The organism is Sulfurifustis variabilis, assembly GCF_002355415.1.
Taxonomy (GTDB): Bacteria; Pseudomonadota; Gammaproteobacteria; order Acidiferrobacterales; family Sulfurifustaceae; genus Sulfurifustis; species Sulfurifustis variabilis.
Window position 1 is genome coordinate 357,673 of sequence record NZ_AP014936.1, and the last position, 15,940, is coordinate 373,612.

Annotated in this window: 16 protein-coding genes; 8 read left to right on the forward strand and 8 right to left on the reverse strand. The window is 69.5% G+C overall.

The window, feature by feature from the left end; translation table 11 throughout:
- The first annotated feature begins 104 nt into the window (after nt 1–104).
- The 4 genes from SVA_RS01760 to SVA_RS01775 all read left to right on the forward strand — a co-directional run bounded on the left by SVA_RS01760 (nt 105) and on the right by SVA_RS01775 (nt 4,161).
- Nucleotides 105–647, forward strand: a complete 543-nt coding sequence (locus SVA_RS01760; RefSeq protein ID WP_197703455.1) for a TatD family nuclease-associated radical SAM protein — start codon at nt 105–107, stop codon at nt 645–647.
- A 21-nt stretch (nt 648–668) separates the two neighbouring features.
- Nucleotides 669–1,664 carry a ubiquinone anaerobic biosynthesis protein UbiU gene (gene ubiU / locus SVA_RS01765; RefSeq protein ID WP_096457937.1) on the forward strand — a complete coding sequence of 332 codons (996 nt, stop codon included), beginning with the start codon at nt 669–671 and terminating at the stop codon, nt 1,662–1,664.
- 98 nt (nt 1,665–1,762) lie between these two features.
- On the forward strand, nt 1,763–2,653 hold the full coding sequence (locus SVA_RS01770) for a U32 family peptidase (RefSeq protein WP_096457940.1): 891 nt from the start codon (nt 1,763–1,765) through the stop codon (nt 2,651–2,653).
- Entirely contained in the window at nt 2,635–4,161 is a 1,527-nt protein-coding gene (locus SVA_RS01775) for a lipoyl protein ligase domain-containing protein (RefSeq protein WP_096457943.1), read from the forward strand. The genes SVA_RS01770 and SVA_RS01775 overlap by 19 nt, the downstream gene beginning before the upstream one ends.
- On the opposite strand, the gene ubiT is transcribed toward SVA_RS01775, so the two are convergent.
- Entirely contained in the window at nt 4,133–4,639 is a 507-nt protein-coding gene (ubiT, locus tag SVA_RS01780) for a ubiquinone anaerobic biosynthesis accessory factor UbiT (RefSeq protein ID WP_096457946.1), read from the reverse strand. The two genes, SVA_RS01775 and ubiT, sit on opposite strands and share 29 nt — an antisense overlap.
- 81 nt (nt 4,640–4,720) lie before the next feature.
- Here ubiT and SVA_RS01785 point away from each other — a divergent pair, with 81 nt between their 5' ends.
- Nucleotides 4,721–6,193, forward strand: a complete 1,473-nt coding sequence (locus tag SVA_RS01785) for a UbiD family decarboxylase (RefSeq protein ID WP_096457949.1) — start codon at nt 4,721–4,723, stop codon at nt 6,191–6,193.
- A gap of 9 nt (nt 6,194–6,202) precedes the next feature.
- On the opposite strand, the gene SVA_RS01790 is transcribed toward SVA_RS01785, so the two are convergent.
- The 3 genes from SVA_RS01790 to SVA_RS01800 form a co-directional block, all read right to left on the reverse strand.
- Complete coding sequence (locus SVA_RS01790; RefSeq protein ID WP_197703315.1) at nt 6,203–6,655, reverse strand: YbaN family protein; 453 nt, start codon at nt 6,653–6,655, stop codon at nt 6,203–6,205.
- Between the two features lie 80 nt (nt 6,656–6,735).
- Nucleotides 6,736–7,182 carry a DUF302 domain-containing protein gene (locus SVA_RS01795; protein ID WP_096457952.1) on the reverse strand — a complete coding sequence of 149 codons (447 nt, stop codon included), beginning with the start codon at nt 7,180–7,182 and terminating at the stop codon, nt 6,736–6,738.
- On the reverse strand, nt 7,179–8,231 hold the full coding sequence (locus SVA_RS01800; RefSeq protein WP_096457955.1) for a c-type cytochrome: 1,053 nt from the start codon (nt 8,229–8,231) through the stop codon (nt 7,179–7,181). The genes SVA_RS01795 and SVA_RS01800 overlap by 4 nt, the downstream gene beginning before the upstream one ends.
- A 98-nt stretch (nt 8,232–8,329) precedes the next feature.
- Between SVA_RS01800 and hemN the strand changes: the two genes are divergently transcribed.
- The 3 genes from hemN (at nt 8,330) to bioB (ending at nt 11,699) form a co-directional block, all read left to right on the forward strand.
- On the forward strand, nt 8,330–9,712 hold the full coding sequence (hemN, locus tag SVA_RS01805) for an oxygen-independent coproporphyrinogen III oxidase (RefSeq protein ID WP_096462785.1): 1,383 nt from the start codon (nt 8,330–8,332) through the stop codon (nt 9,710–9,712).
- Nucleotides 9,713–9,823: 111 nt separating this feature from the next.
- A complete protein-coding gene (gene fnr, locus SVA_RS01810) occupies nt 9,824–10,582 on the forward strand; it encodes a fumarate/nitrate reduction transcriptional regulator Fnr (RefSeq protein WP_096457958.1) in 759 nt (252 codons plus the stop codon).
- A 112-nt stretch (nt 10,583–10,694) separates the two neighbouring features.
- Entirely contained in the window at nt 10,695–11,699 is a 1,005-nt protein-coding gene (bioB, locus tag SVA_RS01815) for a biotin synthase BioB (RefSeq protein ID WP_096457961.1), read from the forward strand.
- Here the strand turns inward: bioB and SVA_RS01820 are convergent.
- The 4 genes from SVA_RS01820 to SVA_RS01835 form a co-directional block, all read right to left on the reverse strand.
- Nucleotides 11,636–12,193, reverse strand: a complete 558-nt coding sequence (locus SVA_RS01820; protein WP_096457963.1) for a metallophosphoesterase family protein — start codon at nt 12,191–12,193, stop codon at nt 11,636–11,638. The two genes, bioB and SVA_RS01820, sit on opposite strands and share 64 nt — an antisense overlap.
- Before the next feature lie 74 nt (nt 12,194–12,267).
- Nucleotides 12,268–14,328 (reverse strand): sodium-translocating pyrophosphatase, encoded by a 2,061-nt coding sequence (locus SVA_RS01825; protein ID WP_096457966.1) that lies wholly within the window; start codon nt 14,326–14,328, stop codon nt 12,268–12,270.
- Between the two features lie 117 nt (nt 14,329–14,445).
- Nucleotides 14,446–14,658, reverse strand: coding sequence for a hypothetical protein (locus SVA_RS01830; RefSeq protein ID WP_096457971.1), 213 nt, complete (start codon nt 14,656–14,658; stop codon nt 14,446–14,448).
- Between the two features lie 11 nt (nt 14,659–14,669).
- Entirely contained in the window at nt 14,670–15,935 is a 1,266-nt protein-coding gene (locus SVA_RS01835) for a 6-phosphofructokinase (protein ID WP_096457974.1), read from the reverse strand.
- Nucleotides 15,936–15,940 lie beyond the last annotated feature (5 nt).

The following is a 15,940-nucleotide window of genomic DNA, read 5'->3' on the forward strand; positions in this document are numbered from 1 at the left end:
CGCGGGCGTGGACCTAGCATGCCCGCTCTGATGGCCCCCACCGTCCCCGTAGTCGGCTACGACCGAGACGCCAACCGGTATCTCAGCATCACGACCGGTGCACGCTGCGGTGCGCGTTCTGCCCGAAGTTCCGCGGCTCGTGGACGCTCGACGGGCTCGACCTGCGTCTTTCCCGCGAACCGACCGTGGACGAGATCGTGGCCGCCGCCGGCGAGCCTGCGCGCTACGAGGAGATCGTCTTCGGCGGGCTCGGCGAGCCGACCCTGCGGCTCTACGACCTGATGGCCGCCGCGCTGCGACTCCACGGGCGCGGGGCGCGGATCCGCCTGCAGACGGACGGCCTCGCGAGCCTCGTCTACGGCCGGGACGTGACGCCCGATCTCGAGGGCGGGATCGACGCGCTGTCGGTTTCGCTCAACGCACAGGACGAGCAGACCTACAACCGCTACTGCCGGCCGATGCTGCCCGGCGCCTATCGCGCCATGCTCGACTTCGTGGCGCGCGCCCGCGAGTTCGTCCCGGACATCGTGCTCACCGCCACCCCCGGTCTGGACGACGTGGACATGGCCGCCTGCGAGCGCCTCGCCGGCGAGCTCGGCGTCAAGTTCGGCACGCGCGGGCACGATGAGATGAACTGCCGTCAATGAGCGGCGCCCGGGCCTAGCCGCGTGGAGCTCGTCTGCCCGGCCGGGACGCTCCCGGCGCTGAGAACCGCGATCGACCACGGCGCCGACGCCGTGTACGTCGGATTTCGCGACGGGACGAACGCGCGCAACTTCCCCGGCCTCAACTTCACGCCCGACGACGTGCGCGCCGGCGTCGCCTACGCCCACGCGCACGGGCGCAAGGTCCTGCTCGCGCTGAACGTGTACCCGCGGCCCCGACAATGGAAACGCGCGCGCGAGGCGGTGGATCGCGCCGCCGAGTGCGGCGTGGACGCGATCATCATGGCCGACCCGGGGCTCCTCGCGTACGCGGCGCGGGCGCACCCGGATCTGCGCCTGCATCTGTCGGTGCAGGGCTCGGCGACCAACCACGAAGCGATCGGTTTCTACGCCCGGCATTTCGGCGTGCGTCGCGTCGTGCTGCCGCGCGTGCTCTCGGCGGCCCAGGTCGCGGCGATCGTCCGGCGCGTGGACGTCGAGGTCGAGGTCTTCGGTTTCGGCAGCCTGTGCGTGATGGTCGAGGGGCGCTGCGCGCTCTCCTCCTACGCGACCGGCGACTCGCCGAACTCGAGCGGCGTCTGCTCTCCGGCGCACGCGGTCCGCTGGGAAGAGAGCCGAAACGTGCGGCGCTCGCGCCTGAACGGGGTGCTGATCGACGTCTACGGCCCGGACGAGCCGGCGGGCTATCCGACCCTGTGCAAGGGCCGGTTCGAGGTGGGCGACCATACCTATTATGCCCTGGAGGAGCCGACGAGCCTCAACGTCCTGCCCATCCTGCCCGAGCTCGCCCGCGCCGGCGTGGCGGCGATCAAGGTCGAGGGGCGCCAGCGCAGCCCGGCCTACGTGGCGACGGTCACGCGCACGCTGCGCGCCGCGCTCGACGCGTACCGTGCCGACCCCGAGGGTTTCGTCTCCCGTGCCGACTGGAACGCCGCGCTCGCCCGCCTCGCCGAGGGAAGCTGCTCGACGCTCGGCGCCTATCACCGGCCGTGGCAGTAGAAAGGCAATGTTGAATTTTGGATGCTCAATGTTGAATAAGAGAGGTGCGCTTCGCGCACACATCAATTAAACATTCAAAATTCAACACTCGAACTTCGATGAAGTTATCGCTGGGTCCCATCCTTTACTTCTGGGAACGCGACGCGGTCTTCGACTTCTACCGTAAGGTCGCGGACGCGCCTGTCGACGTCGTGTATCTCGGCGAGGTGGTGTGCTCCAAGCGCCGCCGGCTGCGGCGCGACGACTGGCTCGCGATCGGCGAGGCGCTCGCCGCGGCGGGCAAGGAGGTCGTTTTCTCCACGCTCGCGCTCATCGAAGCGGAGTCGGAGGTTTCGTCGCTGAGGCGCACCGTGGAAAACGGGCGCTTCGCCGTCGAGGCGAACGACATGGCGGGCGTAAGCCTGCTCGAGGGCCGATCCTTCGTCGCCGGGCCGCACCTCAACGTCTACAACGCGGACACCCTCGCGCTGCTCTCCGCGGCCGGCGCGCGGCGCTGGGTCATGCCGGTCGAGCTCGATGCGGGCACCCTCGAGGACATGCAGGCCGCGCGCCCGGCCGGCATGGAAACCGAAATCTTCGCGTTCGGGCGGCTGCCGCTCGCCTTCTCGGCGCGGTGCTTCACCGCGCGCGCACACAACCTGGCGAAGGACGACTGCGGCTTTCGCTGCGGCGACGACCCGGAGGGCATGGCGCTGCGCACGCGCGAGGGCCAGGCGTTCCTCACCCTCAACGGCATCCAGGTGCAGTCGGCCGGGACCTACAACCTCATCCGCGAGCTGCCCGAGCTCGAGCGCCTGGGCGTCGACATCGCGCGGCTTTCGCCCCAGCCCCGGGGGATGGACGCGGTGATCGCCGCGTTCCGCGACGTGATCGATCGGCGCCGGGACCCGGGCGACGCCTGCGCGTCGCTCGCTCCGCACCTCGCGCACGGGTCGTGCAACGGCTACTGGCGCGGCGAGGCGGGCATGACGTGGAACGCGCCCGCTTGAGCCGCACGCCCCTCGCCGTGTTCGAGGCGGGGCTGGACGACGGAGCCGCGCACACCGTGCACGATGCCGCGCAGCGCGCCGCGAGCAGGACGACTGCGTGGCTGCGGTTCCACCGCTACCGTCCCTGCGCGAGCCTCGGCCGCCACGAGGTCGCCGGCCACGCGATCCGCGCCGGCTGGTGCAGCGAGCAGGGCATCGGCGTCGTGCGACGCGAGAGCGGCGGCACCGCCGTCTTTCTCGACCCCGATCAGCTCTGCCTCACGCTGACCTTCCCGCGCCCGCCGGGCGGCGCGGCGCTCGCGTGGCTGCCGCGCCTCGCCCGGGCGGTCGCCGCGAGTCTCGCCCGGCTCGGCCTCGGTGCGCGCTACGCGCCGCCGCACGAGATCGAGGTCGCCGGGCGCCGGCTCGCCTTCGTCTTCCTCGACGCCGGTCGCGCGAGCGTGCTGTTCCATGCGTTCCTGCACCTTCGCGCCGACGTCGAGACCCATCTCCGGGCGCTGCGCATGCCGCTCGAAAAGCTGAGCCCCCGCGGAATGCAGACGGCACGCGACCGCATCGCGACCCTGGACGGATCCGGCATCCGGCGCGAAGACGCGATCACGGCGCTCGCCGACGGGCTGAAAGCGCTCGGTTTCGCGCCCGCCCCGGTCTCGCCGCCCGAGTGGCTGCACCCTACCGTCGGACGTTCCCTTCCCGTTCGAGCCGACGAAGACTGGTCGCACGAGCTCGACGCCTGGCAGCACGGCTTCATCACCGTTCCCGGAGGCGTGCTGCACGCGCGCGTGCGGCAGGATGCGGCCAGCGGGCGGATCGCGCGCCTCGAGCTGGCGGGGAGCGCGCACGTCCATCCGTCGAACGCCTTCTCCGCCTTGAGCGCGTCGCTCCGCGGGGCGACGCTCGAGTCGCTCGATGAGCGCATCGCGCGGGCCTGCGCGAGGACGAAATACGAATTCCTCGGCTTCACGGCCGCGGACCTCGGCCGGCTGATCCGCCGCGCGCTATGGCGCCAGCGCGAGGAAGCGGCGTTCGCCCTCGATCGTCGGGCCGCGAACACGCTGATGGTCCACGGCCCGCTCTCCGCCGGGCAGGTGGTGACCGTCGCCGGCGCGCTGCTGGTGCCCTACTGCGCCAAGCCGACGTGGTGCAAATGGCGGCACCGCGACGGCTGCCCGGAATGCGGCCGATGCGAGGCGGGCGAGGCCTACCGGCTCGCCCGCGCCCTGGGGCTGCGCGTGCACACGATCACGAGCTACGAGCATCTGCGCGAGACGCTGGCGCGGCTCGCCGGCAACGGCGTGCGGGCGTACGTGGGGATGTGCTGCCACCATTTTTATATCAAGCGCGCCCGGGCCTTCGAGGAGGCGGGGATGCCGGCGCTGCTGCTCGATATCGGCGGTTCGAACTGCTACGAGCTGCGCCAGGAGGAGGCGGCGTACGCGGGGCGGTTCGCCGCGCAGGCGCGGATCGACGTCGCGGTGCTCAGGAACGTGCTCGCGGCACGCCGCTGACGCCGGACAACCGGCGCGCGAGCGGGGTCGCCCGCAGGAGACCGAGGGCGAGCCGCGCGGGCGCTCCCCCGAGGACGTCGCGGACGTGCGCCTCGAGGTCGTACTCGAGCGCGTCCAGCAGGTTCTTCACGTGCAGCCCCGCCTCGGTCTCTCCCTCGAGGGAGAGGCGCCGGTTGAAGAAGAGCGTGTCCGGATCTTCCCGGCGCAGCGCGAGGGCGAGGAAGTCCTCCACGCGGCCCCGGATGCGCACGTGCGGCTCCGCGCCCGCCGCCGCGCGCAGCCCGACGGGCGTGATCTCGAAGTCGAGGACCGAGCCCCCGTCCGTGATCTCCAGGCGCACGCGCTTGCCGGCGAGCTCGGCGAGGCGCGCGCGCAAGGGTTGCCCGCGCAGCAGATGCGTGAAGATGGCGGCAAGGACCGCCGTATGGGCGCGGTCGGGAACCGCGCGGAGCCAGAGCGTGAGCGGATCGGGGAGCACGCGGGGATTCTAGGCAGGGCGCCGTGCGCCTCATTGACCTGGATCAATCCAACGTCGAGGCGGCTGCCCTAAGGTCTCGCCATGCCGTACGCGAGCCTGCGGGAGTTTCTCGCGCACCTCGAGCGCGAGGGCGACCTGAAGCGCGTGCGCGCCCCGATCGACTCCGTGTTCGAGACCACCGAGCTCTGCCACCGGGCGTTGCGCGCCGACGGGCCGGCGCTGCTGTGCGAGCACGTCAAGGGCTCGGGCGTGCCGTTTCTCGGGAACCTCTTCGGCAGCCCCCGGCGCATCGCGCGCGCCGTCGGCCGCTCTTCGATCGGCGAGCTGCGCGATGTCGGGCGACTGCTGGCCTTCCTGAAGGAACCCTCGCTGCCGACCACGCTGCCCGAGGCGCTCGCCCGCGCCGGCGATTTCCGACCCGTGCTGCACGCGCGGCCGCGTCGCGTCTCGGAGGCGCCCTGCCAGGAGAAGGTGGTCGAAGGGACGGCCGTCGACATTGCCCATTTGCCCATCCAGACGTGCTGGCCGGAGGACGCGGGGCGCCTCGTCACGCTCGGGCTCGTCGTGACGCGCGGGCCGTACAAGGAGCGGCTGAACGTCGGAATCTATCGCCAGCAGGTGCTTGGACCGAACAGGGTGATCATGCGCTGGCTCGCGCACCGGGGTGGGGCGATCGATTTCCGCGAGTGGCAGGAGGCACATCCCGGCGGGCGTTTTCCGGTCGCGGTCGTCATCGGTGCCGATCCGGCGACGCTGCTCGCCGCCGTCACGCCCGTCCCGGACACGCTCTCCGAGTACGACTTCGCGGGGCTCCTGCGCGGCGCGCGCACCGAGCTCGTGAAGTGCCGCACGAGCGATCTCGAGGTGCCCGCAACGGCGGAGATCGTGCTCGAGGGTCACATCGAGCCGGGCGAGGAGGCGCTCGAGGGGCCGTTCGGCGACCACACCGGCTACTACAACGCGCAGGCGATGTTCCCGGTGCTGACGATCACCTGCATGACGCACCGCCGCGATCCGATCTACCAGGGAAGCTACATGGGACGTTCGCCGTACGACGAGCCGTCGGTGCTCGCGATGGCGCTCAACGAGGTGTACATCCCGCTCCTGCAGAAGCAGTTCCCCGAGATCGTCGACTTCTATCTCCCGCCCGAGGCCTGCTCGTACCGGATCGCCGTGGTCGCCATCAAGAAGCGCTACGCCGGCCATGCGCGGCGCGTGATGTTCGGCGTGTGGTCGAGCCTGCGGCAGTTCACCTACACGAAGTTCGTCATCGTCGTGGACGACGACATCGACGCGCGCGACTGGAAGGAGGTCGTGTGGGCGCTGGCGACGCGCATGGACCCCGCGCGGGACGCGGTCATCGTCGACCGCACGCCCATCGATTACCTCGACTTCGCGAGCCCGGTCGCCGGCCTCGGCGGCAAGATCGGCTTCGACGCGACCAACAAGTGGCCGGGCGAGACGGACCGCGTGTGGGGCAGGCCGATCCGCCAGCGCGACGACGTGAAGCGGCGCGTCGATGCCCTGTGGGATGACCTGGGCCTCGGTCGCTGACTGCCCGGCTCAGGTCCGCCGCGGCCGGTCGCGCGACGGGATCCGATAGAGCCAGACGGCGAGCCCGACGCCGAAGAGCGCCATCGCGATCTGGCCGTACGGGCTCTTGACGAAGAACAGGATAGAGGTGGAGAGCGTCACTGCCATCAGCGCGATGGCGGTGAGCTTCGTCCTCCAGGGGATGCTGTGGTGCTGCCGCCATTCCCGGATCAGCGGCCCGAACGCGGGACTGTTCAGCAACCCGTTGTAGAAGCGGGGAGAGGCCCGGACGTAGCACCCGGCGGCCAGTAGCATGAAGGGCGTCGTCGGCAGCACCGGCAGCACCGCGCCGAGCAGGCCGATGCCGACGAAGAGCGTCCCAAGGGCAGCGAACAGCAGCCGCACCGTGCGGGAGTTGTGCACGCGCATTTCATGGCTGTAGTCCACGCGGTCCTGGTCCATGGCGCCCCGAAAGCCTGACACGGTGCCGCTCCCGAATGCTACCGCGGGCGTCCCGTGGGTTCGTCCGGGGGCCGGAAAGCGCCTCCGCCTCGCCGCCGGATTCAATGGGCCGCGAACTGGTCGAGGATCGAGCGCACGTCGCGCTCCCAGCGCTGGAACTGCACGCGCAGCGCGGCGTCGTCGAAGAACTCCGAGAGGAGCGCGGGGCTGTTGGTGAGCGCGAGGGTCGACTCGCCCTCGGCGAAGATCACGATCTTGAGCGGCAGGTAGGCCAGGAGCTCCGGGCGCCTGTCGGGCAGGCGTCTCAGCTCCTCCGGCCGCGCGAAGAAGACCACCCGGTACTCCGCGGTCGCGTAGCCGCTGGACGTCAGGCCGACGTCGACCCGCTGCACCCGCGTTACCTTGTAGCCGTGCGCCGCGACGACCTCCTGGAGGCGGGCCATCGCCTCGGGGAAGGGTTGGTCGGTGCGCACCATCAGGAGCTCGTCCGCGCGCAGCGGCGCGGCGACAAGGATCACGCAGAGGGCGAGGAAGCGAAGCAGGCTCACAGCGTCGACTCCTCGATGATGTTCGTATAGATCTCGTGCATCTGCGTGCAGAGCGCGTTGAGCTCCGCGTTGTTGAAGATCGCGCTCAGGCGCTTCGGGTTGATCGACATCACCAGGACCTTTCCGTTCTCCTCGGCCACGGTGAAGCGGCAGGGCAGGAACAGGCCGACGCGCGGATCGACCGCGAGCGCCTTGTTGAGGAACGCGAAGTCGCAGGCGTCGACGATGTAGCGCTTCGGATTCTCCTTTCCCTTCTCGACCGCGCCTTCCTCCAGGGGGGCGACGCGTATGAGGCGCATGTTGACCCCGGCCACGGCGTTCTTCAGGCGCTCGAGCGTGGTCGGGATGTCGGCGGACGACTCGCGCACGATCACCGCGGATTCGCTTTCGAGGACGGTCGCACCCGCCGGCACCGGCTGCTTCTCGAAGGCGCGCACGTAGGCGACGACGTCGTCGATGTCGCGCTCCGAGAGCCCCGCCTCGAGGAAGGAGCCCATGGGGGTGCCTTCGCGCCCCAGCACGAGCGTCGCCTTGATCATGGCGTCGCTCGCCGCCGCGAGGAACCCCGGGTTGTTGAGCGCGGGCGCGAGGATCGGAAGGTCGCGCGGGCGGGAGAAGGTCACGCCGGTCCCGTGGCCGCCCTCGCCCTTCGCGCCGTGGCAGGAGGCGCAGTGGCGCGCGTAGAGCTTTTCGCCGCGCGCGCGGTCCCCGCGGCCGACCGCGGGCCGCGGGGCGGGCCGGGTCTGCGCGAAGCCGCGCACGTGGCCCACGATCGCGCGCACCTCGGCGTCGCTCAAGTGCTGGAAGGCGGGCATCACGCGGCCGGGGCGCCCCAGCCGGATCGTTCTTGCCAGGTAATCGTCGTCGGCCGTGGCGAGAAAGTCCGGCAGCGCGAGCGGCGCACCCACGCCCCCCCGGCCGTCTGGGCCGTGGCAGGCCGCGCAGTGCTGGGCGTACAGCCGGGCGCCGCTGTGGCCCACGGCGGCCTGTGCGGACAGGCCTCCCAGGAGCAGCGTCAGAAAGGCAAGACCTACAAAAAGAAGGCGCATCCCGTTCTCCGGTTGGCACGTACCATCGGGAAAACCGGGGCGGCGTTCCTTGATGGAGGTCAACTTTTGTGCGCGCGGCGTGGCTCATAATCGCCGCCATGCAACGGCTCAGCTTCGATCCGGCGCTGCTCGCGCGCTACGACAAGTCCGGCCCGCGCTACACCTCCTATCCGACCGCGGTGCAATTCCACCCGGGGTTCGACGAGCAGGCGTACCGCGCGCAGGCGGCGGCCACGAACCGCGGAGAGGGCAGGCCGCTCTCGCTGTACGTGCACCTCCCGTTCTGCGCGCGGCTCTGCTTCTACTGCGCCTGCAACAAGATCGTGACGAAGAACCGTTCGCGCGCGGCGCCGTATCTCGAGCGCCTGCACGAGGAGATCGCCCTGCAGGGCGCGCTCTTCGATCCGGCCCGGACGGTCGATCAGCTCCACTGGGGCGGCGGCACGCCGACCTTCATCGCCGATGACGAGATGCGCGCCCTCATGCGGGCGACGCGCGAGCACTTCCGGCTGCGCGACGACGACCGGGGCGAGTACAGCATCGAGGTCGACCCGCGCGAGGTGCGCCCGGGAACGCTCGCGCTCCTGCGCGAGCTCGGCTTCAACCGGCTGAGCCTCGGCGTCCAGGACTTCGACCCGAAGGTCCAGGCGGCGGTGAACCGGATCCAGAGCGAAGAGCAGACGCTCGGCGTGCTGCGCGAAGCGCGCGCGCTCGGCTTCCGATCCATCAACATGGACCTGATCTACGGCCTGCCGCACCAGACGGTGGCGAGTTTCACGCGCACGCTCGAGACCGTGATCGCCGCGTCACCCGACCGGCTCTCGGTCTTCAACTACGCGCACCTCCCCGAGCTGTTCATGCCGCAGAAGCGCATCCGCGCGGAGGACCTGCCCTCGCCGCAGGCCAAGCTCGACATCCTGCAGGCGACCATCGAGCGCCTGACCGCGTCGGGCTACGAGTACATCGGCATGGATCACTTCGCGCGGCCCGACGACGAGCTCGCGGTGGCGCAGCGCAGCGGGTCGCTCTACCGCAACTTCCAGGGCTATTCGACGCACGCGGACTGCGACCTCGTCGGGCTCGGCATCACCGCGATCGGAAAGATCGGCGAAACCTACAGCCAGAACGTGCGCACGCTCGAGGAGTACGACGCGCGTATCGACGCCGGCCGGCTCGCGGTCTTCCGCGGCATCGAGCTCGACGCGGACGACCGGCTGCGCCGGGACGTGATCACGGGCCTCATCTGCCACTTCACACTCGACATCCCGGCGGTCGAGCGCACGCATGGCATCCGCTTCGCCGAGTACTTCGCCCCGGAGCTCGCCACGCTCGCCGGCATGGCGGAAGACGGGCTCGTCGCGCTGAGCCCCGGCCGCATCGACGTGCTGCCCGCCGGCATGCTGCTCGTGCGCAACGTGTGCATGGTGTTCGACAAGTATTTGCGCCGGCAGCAGGAGCAGCGATATTCCAGGGTGATCTGAACCGCTCGCACTTACACCCAGTTTTTGTCGGTCATTGCGGGCCGCCCTGCTCGTAGACGCTTCTGGATCGATCCGGTTAAATATCGGCCGGAAATCCAGGGACGCGCATCCATGGCCGACACGCCGGCCACCGTCATCAGCATCGCCAGCATCAAGGCGGCCTGCAGGAGCTGTACGCTCAAGGAACTGTGCCTGCCGCTCGGCCTCGACGAGGCCGACATCAACGCCCTCGACCGCCTGATCCGTCGCCGGCAGACCTTGAAGAAGGGTCAGACCCTGTACCGGCTCGGAGACTCGCTGCGTGCGCTCTATGCCATCCGCCAGGGGTCGATGAAGACCACCGGGCTGATGGAGGACGGTCGGGTGCAGGTCACGGGCTTTCACCTGCCGGGCGAGCTGCTCGGGATCGACGCGATCAACACCGACCAGCACCCGTGCAGCGCCGAAGCGCTCGAGACCACGGAGATCTGCGAGATCCCGTACCACGCGCTCGAGGACCTCGCGCTCAAGGTGCCCGGGCTCCAGCACCAGCTCTTGCGGATCATGAGCCGGGAGATCGCGCGCGACCAGCAGATGCTCATGACGCTCGGCCGCATGGCCGCCGAGGAGCGGGTCGCCTCCTGCCTGCTCTCCTTCTCGCAGCGCCACGCGCGCCTCGGGCGCGACGGCGCCCACTTCAAGCTCAGCATGTCCCGCCAGGACCTGGGGGACTACCTCGGCCTCGCCCTCGAGACCGTGAGCCGGCTGCTCTCGCGCCTGCAGGAGGAGGGGTTGATCGAGGTGAGCGGCCGCCACATCACCATCCGCAACGTTCACGCCCTGAAGTCGCTCGGCGGGGGCGGCGAGATGGATCGGAGCGCCAGCGGCTGAAACCCGGGCCGGCTGGCGGCAATTGCCGTCAACCTGAACGGGCGCCCGCGGTTGACAGCACCCCGACGCTCGCCTAGTTTGGCGACCTCGCCATCCCCGGAGCCCGCTTTCCATGTCCGACCGCGCCGCCGCGATCGAGGCGCTCTTCGAGCTGCCTTTCAACGACCTGATCTACCGGGCGCAGACCGTGCACCGGACCCACTTCGACCCGAACGCGGTGCAGCTGTCGACGCTGCTCTCGATCAAGACCGGTGGCTGCTCCGAGGACTGCGGGTACTGTTCGCAGTCGGCCCGTTTCGAAACGGGGCTCGAGAGCGAACCGCTCATGGCCCTCGACGATGTCCTCGACGCCGCCCGTGCCGCGAAGGCCAGGGGCGCGACGCGCTTCTGCATGGGTGCCGCCTGGCGCGGACCCAAGGACAGGGACCTCGCACGGGTCACGGAGATGATCCGGGCGGTGAAGGGTCTCGGTCTCGAGACGTGTGCGACACTGGGCCTGCTGCGCGACGGCCAGGCCGAGGAGCTCGCCGACGCCGGGCTCGACTACTACAACCACAACCTCGACACGTCGCCCGGGCACTACGAGAAGGTCATCCACACGCATTCCTACGAGGATCGGCTGGCGACCCTGGCGCGCGCGCGCCGGGCGGGCCTCAAGGTGTGCTGCGGCGGGATCATGGGGATGGGCGAGTCCCGCGCCGACCGCGCCGCGTTTCTCGCCGAGCTCGCGGCGCTCGACCCGCCGCCCGAAAGCGTCCCGGTCAACCTGCTCGTGCACATTCCCGGGACGCCGCTGTCGGATCAGCCGGCGCTCGACCCCATCGAGTTCGTCCGGACCGTGGCGGTCGCCCGCATCGTCCTGCCGGCCTCGATGGTCCGTCTCTCGGCCGGTCGCGGGGCCATGCCGGATCATCTGCAGGCCCTGTGCTTCCTCGCCGGCGCCAACTCGATCTTCTACGGCGACCGGCTGCTCACCACGCCCAATCCGGAATCCGACGCGGACGCCGCGCTCTTCGCGAAGCTGGGGCTGAAGCCGATGCCGGCCGAGGTCGATCAGGAGTCGTCGGCCGCCCGTTCGGCGCGCGGTTGCGCCGGCGCCTGTTCCGGCACGGGATAGATCGTGAAGCGGAGCTCGGCCAGGTCGCCGAGCACGTAGGTCGGCGGGGCGCTCACCCCGCCGACGGTCCCGGGGTCCACCCGCACGGTCTCCGTTCCCTTGATGTTCCGGACCCGCTCGATCACCGCGGAGTGCTCGTGGCCGTTGCACACGAGATCGTAGTCGCCGGTGATCGCCATCGCCCTGGCGTAGTGCGGGTAGTGCACGAGGAAAATTTTGCGCCCGCCCAGGGTCAGGCTCGCGTCCTGGCCGTGGTAGTTCACGAGGCCGCCGGATTTCTGCGCGAGCCGGCAAAGATGATAGAGGTCGCCGGCGTTGTTGCCGTGGATCACGTGGATCGGCAGGCCCAGGGGCATCGCCGCATGCAGCGTCGACGGCGCGACGAGGTCGCCGCAGTGGAGCACCGCCTGCGCCCCGCGCGCCTTGGCGTCCGCAACGGCGGCCGCCAGGCGCTCCCGGTGGTCGTGCGAGTCGGAGACGATGCAGATCTTCATTGGTGCGATTCTACCGCAGCAAAACACAAAGGGCCGGGATCGCCGGCCCTTTGCGCGTGGCGGACGCCGTCGGCCTAGAGCAGCGGCACGATCATCAGCGCCACGATGTTGATGATCTTGATCAGCGGGTTGATCGCCGGGCCCGCCGTGTCCTTGTAGGGGTCGCCGACGGTATCGCCGGTCACCGCCGACTTGTGGGCGTCCGAACCCTTGCCGCCGTGGTGACCTTCCTCGATGTACTTCTTGGCGTTGTCCCACGCCCCGCCACCGGTCGTCATCGAGATGGCGACGAAGATGCCGGTGACGATCGAGCCCATGAGGACGCCGCCGAGGGCCTTGGTGCCCGCGCCGGGACCCATCAGCCAGTTGAGCAGCAGCACGACGACGATCGGCACGAGCACGGGCAGGATCGACGGCAGGATCATCTCCTTGATCGCCGAGCGCGTGAGCATGTCGACCGCGCGCGAGTAGTCGGGCTTCGCCGTGCCGTCCATGATCCCCTTGATCTCCTTGAACTGCCGGCGCACCTCGACCACGATGCCGCCGGCCGCCCGGCCCACCGCCTCCATCGCGAGCGCGCCGAAGAGATAGGGAACGAGACCGCCCACGAACAGGCCGATGATCACGGCCGGGTCGGAGAGCGAGAACTCGACGAGCTTGCCGGCGTGCTTGAGCTCGTGCGTGTAGTCGGCGAAGAGCACCAGCGCGGCGAGACCGGCGGAGCCGATGGCGTAGCCCTTGGTCACCGCCTTCGTCGTGTTGCCGACGGCGTCGAGCGGGTCGGTGATGTTCCGCACCTCCTTCGGCAGGTTCGCCATCTCGGCGATGCCGCCGGCGTTGTCGGTCACCGGTCCGTAGGCGTCGAGCGCCACGATGATGCCCGTCATCGAGAGCATCGAGGTCGCGGCGATGGCGATGCCGTAGAGGCCCGCGAGCTCGTACGCGCCCCAGATCGACAGGCACACGGCGATCACCGGCGCCGCGGTGGCCTTCATCGAGACGCCGAGGCCGGCGATCACGTTCGTGCCGTGGCCCGTGGTCGAGGCCTGGGCGATGTGGCGCACCGGGCTGTACTCGGTCGCGGTGTAGTACTCGGTGATGATGACCATCGCCGCGGTGAGCGCCAGGCCGATGAGCGCAGCGTAGTAGAGGTTGATCGTGCCCACGGCACGGCCGTCGAGCGTGATCGATTCACCGAGGAGCTGCGTCGTGACCGGGTAGAATGCGATGGCCGCGAGCACGCCCGCGACGATCAGGCCGCGGTAGAGCGCGTTCATGATCTTGCCGCCCTCGCGCGCCTTCACGAAGAAGGTGCCGATCACCGAGGCGATGATCGAGACGCCGCCGAGCACGAGGGGATAGAGCACCGCGTTGGCGCCGATGCCCTGCACGAGCAGGCCGCCCAGGAGCATGGTGGCGATGATCGTCACCGCGTAGGTCTCGAACAGGTCCGCCGCCATGCCGGCGCAGTCGCCGACGTTGTCGCCGACGTTGTCGGCGATCACCGCCGGGTTGCGCGGGTCGTCCTCGGGGATGCCGGCCTCGACCTTGCCCACGAGGTCGGCGCCGACGTCCGCGCCCTTGGTGAAGATGCCGCCGCCCAGACGGGCGAAGATCGAGATCAGCGAGCCGCCGAACCCGAGGCCGACGAGAGGCGCGAGGCTCGGGGCCTGGCCGGCCGGGGTGAGCGAGGCGAGCACCGCGTAGTAGCCCGCGACGCCGAGCAGCCCGAGGCCGACGACCAGCAGCCCGGTGATGGCGCCCCCGCGGAAGGCGATCTGCAGCGCCGGGTTCAGCCCCTCGCGCGCGGCTTCCGCGGTGCGCACGTTCGCGCGCACCGAGATGTTCATGCCGATGTACCCGGCTGCCGCCGAAAGGATCGCCCCGATGGCGAAGCCGAAGGCGGTGAGCTTGCCGAGGAAGAACCAGATGACGGCGAACAGCACGACGCCGACGATGCCGATCGTGGTGTACTGCCGGTTGAGGTACGCCGAGGCGCCCTCCTGCACCGCAGCGGCGATTTCCCGCATGCGTTCGTTGCCCGCGGGCTTCGCGAGCACCCAGCGCATCGAAACGAGGCCGTACGCGATTGCGGCGCCGGCGCACACCAACGCGAAGATCAGACTGCTGGACATTAACAATCCCCCCAGGGTTTGGGCGCTCGGCGGCGGGCCAGAACCGCTTCGCGCACGGTGTTGCGATGAGTGGTGGTCATCGATCTACGAAATCATGGCTGCTCGGGGCCGCCTTTTCTATTTCTTGACCGCGAGCCCGCCCTCGAGGCGGGTCCCCGGCGCGAAGCCGAAGATCCGCTCGAGGCCGAGCTTGCGTATCAGTTGGTCCACCGCCGCCTGGCCGTGCTCGCGAGTCACTTCAGCGAGAATCAGCTTGGCCGAGTTGGCGTTGTAGAACCCTCCGAAGTCCGCCTGCACCTTGAGCAGCTCCCGGGCCTTCTCGAGGGTCATGGTTCCCTTCGTTACACCTTGAACTCGGTCTTGAGCTTCTTCTTGACCGGGACGTTCTTCAGCCGCACGTACTGCGGCAGGCCGTCCTTGTACGGCGGGTAGTCCTCGCCCTTGATGAGCGGCTCGAGGTACTGGCGGCACTTCGCGGTGATGCCGAACCCGTCCGGGGTGATGAAGTCCTTCGGCATCATCTTCTCGACGTTCGCGACCTTCGCGAGCGGCGCCATGGCGATCTTCCACTTGTAGGGCTTGCTCGAGACGCGCTGGATCGCCGGCATGACGGCGTTGTTGCCCTTCACCGCGAACTCGACCCCAGCCTTGCCGACGGCGTAGGCCTGATCGACGTCGGCCTTGGACGCGATGTGGCGCGCGGCGCGCTGCAGGTAGTCCGCGACGCCCCAGTGGTACTTGAGGTTCAGGCCTTCCTTGATCATGTTCGCGACCACCGGCGCCACGCCGCCGAGCTGCGCGTGACCGAAGGCGTCGCGCAGACCCTGGTCCGACAGGAACTTCCCGTCCGGGCCTTTCACGCCTTCGGACACGACGACCGAGCAGTAGCCGTGCTTCTTCACGAGCTCGTCGACCCGCGCCAGGAACTTCTCCTTGTCGAAGGTGACCTCGGGAAAGAGGATGACGATCGGGATCTCGGTGTCCTTGGTCGAGGCGAGACCGCCCGCGGCCGCGATCCAGCCGGCGTGGCGCCCCATCACCTCGAGCACGAACACCTTGGTCGAGGTCTTCGCCATCGAGGCGACGTCGAAGCTCGCCTCGCGCGTCGAGACGGCGATGTACTTCGCGACGCTGCCGAAGCCCGGGCAGTTGTCGGTGATCGGCAAATCGTTGTCGACGGTCTTCGGCACGTGCACCGCGACGATGGGGTAGCCCATCTTCTCCGAGAGCTGCGACACCTTGAGGCAGGTGTCGGCCGAGTCGCCGCCGCCGTTATAGAAGAAGTAACCGATGTCGTGGGCCTTGAAGACCTCGATGAGTCGCTCGTACTGCGCGCGGTGCTCCTCGATGCTCTTCAGCTTGTAGCGGCAGGAGCCGAAGGCGCCGGACGGGGTGTGCTTGAGCGCGGCGATGGCGGAGGCCGATTCCCGGCTCGTGTCGATGAGGTCTTCGGTCAGCGCGCCGATGATGCCGTTGCGGCCGGCGTAGACCTTGCCGATCTTGTTCTTGTACTTGCGTGCCGTCTCGATCACGCCGCACGCGGAGGCGTTGATCACGGCGGTCACGCCGCCCGACTGGGCGTAAAAGGCGTTTTTCGTTTTGGGCATGGCGA

What these genes read in the sequence shown, in the direction of transcription:
- hemN (WP_096462785.1), top strand. Translation starts at nt 8,330, where the DNA reads ATGCAACGGCTCAGCTTCGATCCGGCGCTGCTCGCGCGCTACGACAAG.
- bioB (WP_096457961.1), top strand. Translation starts at nt 10,695, where the DNA reads ATGTCCGACCGCGCCGCCGCGATCGAGGCGCTCTTCGAGCTGCCTTTC.
- fnr (WP_096457958.1), top strand. Translation starts at nt 9,824, where the DNA reads ATGGCCGACACGCCGGCCACCGTCATCAGCATCGCCAGCATCAAGGCG.
- SVA_RS01830 (WP_096457971.1), bottom strand. Translation starts at nt 14,658, where the DNA reads ATGACCCTCGAGAAGGCCCGGGAGCTGCTCAAGGTGCAGGCGGACTTC.
- SVA_RS01785 (WP_096457949.1), top strand. Translation starts at nt 4,721, where the DNA reads ATGCCGTACGCGAGCCTGCGGGAGTTTCTCGCGCACCTCGAGCGCGAG.
- SVA_RS01820 (WP_096457963.1), bottom strand. Translation starts at nt 12,193, where the DNA reads ATGAAGATCTGCATCGTCTCCGACTCGCACGACCACCGGGAGCGCCTG.
- SVA_RS01825 (WP_096457966.1), bottom strand. Translation starts at nt 14,328, where the DNA reads ATGTCCAGCAGTCTGATCTTCGCGTTGGTGTGCGCCGGCGCCGCAATC.
- SVA_RS01800 (WP_096457955.1), bottom strand. Translation starts at nt 8,231, where the DNA reads ATGCGCCTTCTTTTTGTAGGTCTTGCCTTTCTGACGCTGCTCCTGGGA.
- SVA_RS01835 (WP_096457974.1), bottom strand. Translation starts at nt 15,935, where the DNA reads ATGCCCAAAACGAAAAACGCCTTTTACGCCCAGTCGGGCGGCGTGACC.
- SVA_RS01770 (WP_096457940.1), top strand. Translation starts at nt 1,763, where the DNA reads ATGAAGTTATCGCTGGGTCCCATCCTTTACTTCTGGGAACGCGACGCG.